Raw genomic sequence first — 6166 nt, 5'->3', positions numbered from 1 at the left:
CGGCCGTCATCGTCAGCAGCTTGGCCCGGTCGATGCCGACGAGCTCCTTGAGGGCCTGGATGCCGGACATGTCCGGGATCAGGCCCCACTTGCCCTCGAGCACCGACCAGCGCGAGTCCGGGGTCGCGATCCGGAAGTCCGCGGCGAGCGCGATCTGCAGCCCGCCGCCCAGGCAGTGACCGTGGACGGCCGCGATCACGGGGACGGGGATGCGCCGGAAGGCCCAGGGCGCCTCCTGGAAGGTGTTGGTGCCGCGCAGAGGCCGCGGGATGAACGCCTTCGCGACGCCGGCCGGGTCGCGCATGACGGAGGCGAAGTCGAGGCCCGCGCAGAAGGCGTCACCCTCGCCGCTGACCACGACCGCCCGCAGCGTCTTGTCGCGAAGCAGCTCCCGCGCCGTCGAGACGAGGTCCTCGAGGATGTCCAGGGTCAGCGCGTTGAGCTTGTCGGGCCGGTTCAACCGGACGTGGGCGATGCCCTCGCTGATCGTGCAGCTGACGTGGTTGCTCATGGCCCGATGCTACCTGCAGGTAACATCGGGCCCCGAGTGCGGCCGGTGTCAGGCGGCCAGCGCCTGCTCCTTCTCCTGCTTCGCGGCAGCGCTCTCGAGCAGGCGCTGCATGACGCGGCGCTTGCGCTTGTCGGCCGTGGTCATGGCGTAGAGGAGCTTGAGCTGCGAGGGCAGGTTCTTGGCGTTGGTGGTGGCCAGCCAGCCGTTGGGGAGCGAGAGCCGGATCACCCGGTGCCAGGCGCTCCCGACCTGCTGGACCAGCGGCGCCGAGTGGTAGTTGAGGTCGTACTTCTCGAAGACGGCCTGCACCTTGGGGGCGATCTCGGCGTACCGGCTGCTCGGCAGGTCGGGGAAGAGGTGGTGCTCGATCTGGTGCGACAGGTTGCCGGTCATGATGTGCATCAGCTTCGAGCCCGAGATGTTGGCGGAGCCGAGCATCTGGCGCAGGTACCACTCGCCGCGGGTCTCCTTGTCCGGGATCGACTTCAGCTCGAAGGTCTCGACGCCCTCGGGGAAGTGGCCGCACATGATGACCGAGTGCGACCAGATGTTGCGCACGAGGTTGGCGGTGAAGTTGGCGGCGAGAGCCGGCAGGAAGGAGCCGGTCGGCGCGGCGAGGACCGGGTTGACGACGTAGTCCTTGGTCGCCTGCTTGCGGATCTTGCGCAGCGTGTTCTTGAGGTTGCGCTTGAACTCCTCGCTGCGCTTCTCCTTCGGCGTGCGCAGGTTGCGGCCGAGCTCGAGGTCGTAGGCCGCGATGCCGTACTCGAAGAAGCAGGCGTTGATGAAGTTCCACAGCGGCTGGGCGAGGTAGAGCGGGTACCAGCGCTGCTCCTCGTCGACGCGCATGATGCCGTAGCCGAGGTCGTTGTCCTTGCCGACGATGTTCGTGTAGGTGTGGTGGATCTCGTTGTGCGAGTGCTTCCAGCCGTCAGCGGTCGAGGCGTTGTCCCACTCCCAGGTCGTGGAGTGGATCTTCGGGTCGCGCATCCAGTCCCACTGGCCGTGCATGACGTTGTGGCCGATCTCCATGTTCTCGAGGATCTTGGCGATCGAGAGGCCGGCGGTGCCGAGCAGCCACGCCGGCGGGAAGACGCTGACCAGCAGCACGGCGCGCGAGCCGAGCTCCAGCTTGCGCTGGACGTCGACGACCCGGCGGATGTACGCCGCGTCCTTCTCGCCGCGCGCCTCGAGCACCTCGGCACGGATGGCGTCGAGCTCGGCGCCGAGCGCCTCGATGTCCTCGGGGGAGAGGTGGGCGGTGGGGTTCTGGGCCTTGTTGGTGATCGTCGTCATGGGGTTCTCCTTCGGGAGTGGCGTGCAGGGCGTCGTATCGGTGCGCCGCTCGGACCCGGGCGGCGGCTCGACGAGGCGCTAGTGGTCGAGGGTGCAGTCGCCGGCGGCGGCGCTGATGCAGGTCTGGATCTTCACGCCGTCGGGGTGGGTCTCCCCGGGGACGGCGACGGTGAGCTCGCCGGTGCGCAGGTCGCGCACGGCGCCGGACTTCATCGGCAGCACGCAGCCCATGCAGATGCCCATCCGGCAGCCGCTCGGCATGAGGACGCCGGCGGACTCGGCGGCGTCGAGGATCGGGACGCTGCCGTCGGTCTCGACGGTCGTGGCGGAGGCGCCCGCGAAGGTGAGCGTCCCTCCTTCCGCGTCGACGTCCACGACGGCCGGGCGGAACCGCTCGGTGTGCAGGGTGAGCCGCCGCTCGTCGTAGTACGCCTCGAGGGTGTCGAGCAGGCCCGCCGGGCCGCAGGCGTACGCCGTGCGCTCGGCCAGGTCCGGGACCTCGGCCTCGAGGTCGGCGGTGGTGAGCAGGCCGTCGGTGTCGGTGTGGCGCTCGATCAGACGCAGCCGGCCCGCGTCCGCATGGGCGCGGAGCTCGGCGCCGAAGATGACCTCGTCGCGCGCCATCGCCGAGTGCACCAGGACGATGTCGTACGCCGCGCGCGCGAGGTTGTCGGAGTCCTCGTTGCGGGAGTAGAGGTTGCGCAGCATGCCGATGACCGGGGTGATGCCGGAGCCGGCGGTGACGAGCAGCAGCCGGTGGCGCGTGCCCGGCTGGGCGGGGGCGAGGACGAAGTCGCCCTCGGCCTGAGCGAGCTGGACCATCTGGCCGGCCCGCGCCCGGTGCACGAGGTACTGCGACACGGCGCCGTCCGGGATCGCCTTGACGGTGATCGAGATGTGGCCGTCCCGGCGCGGGCCGTGGGTCAGCGAGTAGGTGCGCCACAGGCGCACGCCGTCGACGTCGACCCCGACGCGGACGTACTGGCCGGGGATGTGGCCGGCCCAGTCGCGGCCGGGCTTGATCACGAGGGTCGCGGCGTCGGCGGTCTCCTGCTGCACCTCGACGATGCGGCCCTGGAGGCCGACGGCGGCGCCGGGGCGCAGGGGGGCGAAGTGGTCGAGCAGGTCGTCGACGCTCAGCGGCGTCACCGCCGCGTCGAGCAGGGAGCGGAGGCCGGTGCGGAGGCGTCCGGTGCGGGCGGCCGCGGAAGGGGCGGCGGTCGTCGTACTCACATCTCTAGACTCCCAGTCCAGGGCGCTAAACTCATGACCGGAGCCGGTGAATCTACTCCTTGGTTTTGTTCGGTCGAGACAACTTGTGGGCGAGGGGGAGCGATGGCGCGGCGGGTGTTGCGTGGCTCACGGGCCGAGGAGGCGGTCCTCCTGCCGCCGGGGACGGTCGCCGCGATCCGCGCCGAGCTGCCCGCGGTCGCCGACGACGTCGTCGACCAGATCATCCGGGAGGTGCCCGCCTATGAGGACGCCTTCGGCGGGCCGATGGGTGAGACCATCCGCGGGGCGGTGCAGGTGGCGCTCGGCGGCTTCCTGTCGCTGATCAGCGACCGGCGCGGCCCGAGCTCGGCCGCCCCGCGCTCCTCCGCGGTCGCCGGCGCCTACCAGCTCGGCCGCGGGGAGGTCCGCAGCGGCCGCAGCACCGACGCCCTGCTGTCGGCGTACCGGATCGGCGCCCGGGTCTCCTGGCAGCACCTCGCGGCCAAGGCGGTCGAGCAGGGGATCGAGCCCGCGACGATGGCCTCCTTCGCCGAGCTCGTCTTCGCCTACATCGACGAGCTCTCCGCGGCCAGCGTCGCCGGGCACCAGGACGAGGCGGCCACCGAGGGTCGGGTGCGGCAGCGGATGACCGAGCGGCTCGCGCGCAACCTGCTCGCCGGGGCGCCGGAGGCGACCCTGCTCGCGGCCGCCGAGCGGGCGGAGTGGACCCCGCCGACGACCCTCACCGCGGTCATCGCCCCCGAGTCGCAGGCGGGCGCCCTCCAGCAGGCCCTGCGCAAGGGCACCATCCAGGCCGCCGACCTCCCCGATCTCGAGGGGGCGGCGCTGCTGCTGGTGCCCGACGCGCACGACCGACGGCGGCCGGCGCTCGTGCGCGCGGTGCGCGGCCGCGAGTGCCATGTCGGGCCGCCGCGTCCGTGGCAGGAGGTGCGCTCGTCGTACGACCGCGCGCTCCGGGCGCGGGCCCTGGGCCTGACCGGCGACACCGAGATCCACCTGCCGCGTCTGGTGCTGAGCGCCGACCCGGCCGCCCTCGAGGACCTGCGCGCCCAGGTCCTGGCCCCCCTCGACGATCTGCGCCCCGCGGCCGCCGCCAAGCTGCGCGAGACGCTGCGGGCCTGGCTGCTGCACCAGGGACGCCGCGAGGAGGTGGCGGCCGCGCTCTTCGTGCATCCGCAGACGATCAGGTACCGCATGACCCAGGTCCGGGAGCTGTACGGCGACCGGTTGGAGGACCCCGATACCGTCCTTGCCCTGACCATCGCTCTCGGGGTCGAGGAGGTGAGCGGGTGAGGCGCACCCTGGTCCCGGTGACGGTCCCGGTGACCGCGGGAGTGCTGCTCGCGGGCCTGCTGCTCGCCGGCTGCTCCGACCCGCCCGGACCGACGATCGAGCACGAGGACGGCCTGCCGCCCGGGGCGTCGTACGTCGCCCTCGGCGACTCCTACGCCGCGGGCCCGCGTCTGGGGCCGAGCACCGGGCCGACCGGCTGCGAGCAGACCGCGGGCAACTATCCCCGCATGGTCGCCGCGCGGCTCGACCTCGAGCTGACCGACGTCACGTGCGGCGGCGCCACGACCGCCGACCTCGCCGGGTCGCAGACGCCGCCGAACGGCACTCCGATCCCGCCCCAGCTCGACGCGCTCGGCGCGGACACCGACCTGGTCACCGTCGGCATCGGCGGGAACGACGGCGACTGGCTGTCGGAGCTGCTGACCACCTGCGTGGGGAGGGCGGTCGAGGACCGCGGCGGCAGCCCGTGCACCGCCGAGGGCACGACCTTCCGGAGCCGGGCCGAGCGGCAGCTCGACCGGCTCCCCGACCGGCTCGCCCAAGCCTTCGAGGACATCCGGGAGCGGGCGCCGAAGGCCGTCGTCCTCGTCGTCGGCTACCCGCACATCGTCCCGGAGACGGGCACCTGCGAGCTCCTGCCTCTCGCGGCCGGCGACTACCCCTACGCCCGTGACCTGCTGGGCCGGGTCAACGACAGCCTCGCCGCCGCGGCCGACCGCGCCGGGGTCGGGTTCGTCGACGTCGCGGACGCCACCGACGGTCACGACATCTGCTCCGTCGACCCCTGGATCGCCGGCATCGTGCCCGCCGAGCCCGCCCTCGCCTACCACCCCTACGCCCGCGAGCAGGCCGTCGTGGCGGACCTGCTGGTCGACGAGCTGCGCTGATCGGGTTCGTCTCGGGGGAGCTGACCTGGCCGCAACCGGGTACGGGACCAGGCATGAGGGAGCCGATCGATCCTGCCGCCCTGGCCGCCCGCACCGACGGGCACGAGCGCAACGAGTTGACCGAGCAGGTCAACCGCGTCCTGGAGGAGCGCGGGGTCCGCTTCGGACCCGGCGAGGGCCACCCGTTCCGTGTCGACCCGCTGCCGCGGCTGCTGGACCGCGAGGAGTGGGTGGTGCTGGCCGACGGCGTCCGCCAACGGGTCCGCGCGCTGGACGCCTTCGTGTCCGACGTGTACGGCGAGCGCCGCTGCGTCGCGGACGGGATCGTGCCGCGGGCCGTCCTGGACTCGGTGCCCTACCTCGAGCCCGACCTGCAGGGCTGTGCGCCGCACGGCGGTCCGTGGGTCGGCGTGGCGGGCCTCGACGTCGTCCGTGACGGCGAGGGGCGCCTGCTCTTCCTGGAGGACAACGTGCGGACCCCCTCGGGCATCGACTACGCGATGGCGGTGTCGGACGCGGTCGCGCAGGTCCTGGGGGTCGAGGCCCGCACGACGCTCGAGGACGACGTACCGGCCGCGCTGCGTGGGTGCCTGGAGGCGTCCCTGCCCGGCGCGGACGGCGTCCTGGCGCTGCTGACGGACGGGCCCGCGAACTCCGCGTGGTACGAGCACCAGCGCCTGGCCGAGGAGGCCGGCCTCACGCTGGTCACCCCGGGCGACCTGCGGCGCCGCGGCGACCGGCTCGAGCTGACCGACGGACGGTCGGTCCGCGCTGTCTACCGCCGCACCGGCGAGGACCGGCTCCGCGCCGAGGGGCGGCCGACCCAGCTGGCCGAGCTGCTGCTCGAGCCGTGGCGGGCCGGACGGCTCGGCCTGGTCAACTGCTTCGGCACCGGCGTCGCCGACGACAAGTCCGTCTACCGCTACGTCGAGGACCTGGTCCGCTA

At 72.8% G+C, this 6166-nt stretch carries 6 protein-coding genes; 3 read left to right on the top strand and 3 right to left on the bottom strand.

Going from position 1 to position 6166, the window contains the following annotated elements; genetic code table 11:
• The 3 genes from FHP29_RS02750 to FHP29_RS02740 form a co-directional block, all read right to left on the bottom strand.
• Positions 1–511 (bottom strand): enoyl-CoA hydratase-related protein (locus FHP29_RS02750; protein WP_240044262.1); only part of this gene is annotated, 511 nt, incomplete at its 3' end.
• 48 nt (positions 512–559) lie between these two features.
• Complete coding sequence (locus FHP29_RS02745) at positions 560–1807, bottom strand: fatty acid desaturase family protein (protein WP_139621329.1); 1248 nt, start codon at positions 1805–1807, stop codon at positions 560–562.
• A gap of 78 nt (positions 1808–1885) precedes the next feature.
• Positions 1886–3040 carry a ferredoxin reductase gene (locus FHP29_RS02740; RefSeq protein ID WP_192903946.1) on the bottom strand — a complete coding sequence of 385 codons (1155 nt, stop codon included), beginning with the start codon at positions 3038–3040 and terminating at the stop codon, positions 1886–1888.
• A gap of 102 nt (positions 3041–3142) precedes the next feature.
• Here FHP29_RS02740 and FHP29_RS02735 point away from each other — a divergent pair, with 102 nt between their 5' ends.
• The 3 genes from FHP29_RS02735 to FHP29_RS02725 form a co-directional block, all read left to right on the top strand.
• Positions 3143–4333, top strand: coding sequence for a PucR family transcriptional regulator (locus tag FHP29_RS02735; RefSeq protein WP_139621327.1), 1191 nt, complete (start codon positions 3143–3145; stop codon positions 4331–4333).
• Positions 4330–5220, top strand: coding sequence for an SGNH/GDSL hydrolase family protein (locus tag FHP29_RS02730; RefSeq protein ID WP_139621326.1), 891 nt, complete (start codon positions 4330–4332; stop codon positions 5218–5220). The genes FHP29_RS02735 and FHP29_RS02730 overlap by 4 nt, the downstream gene beginning before the upstream one ends.
• 53 nt (positions 5221–5273) lie before the next feature.
• The coding region (locus tag FHP29_RS02725) for a circularly permuted type 2 ATP-grasp protein (RefSeq protein ID WP_139621353.1) at positions 5274–6166 on the top strand (893 nt) is incomplete at its 3' end.

Origin of the sequence: Nocardioides albidus (assembly GCF_006335005.1) — a bacterium.
Taxonomy (GTDB): Bacteria; Actinomycetota; Actinomycetes; order Propionibacteriales; family Nocardioidaceae; genus Nocardioides; species Nocardioides albidus.
This window is presented reverse-complemented; position numbering and strand designations above follow the sequence as displayed.

Bases quoted from the DNA above. Each gene is read 5' to 3' on its own strand.
- FHP29_RS02745 (WP_139621329.1), bottom strand. From the start codon at position 1,807: ATGACGACGATCACCAACAAGGCCCAGAACCCCACCGCCCACCTCTCC.
- FHP29_RS02735 (WP_139621327.1), top strand. From the start codon at position 3,143: ATGGCGCGGCGGGTGTTGCGTGGCTCACGGGCCGAGGAGGCGGTCCTC.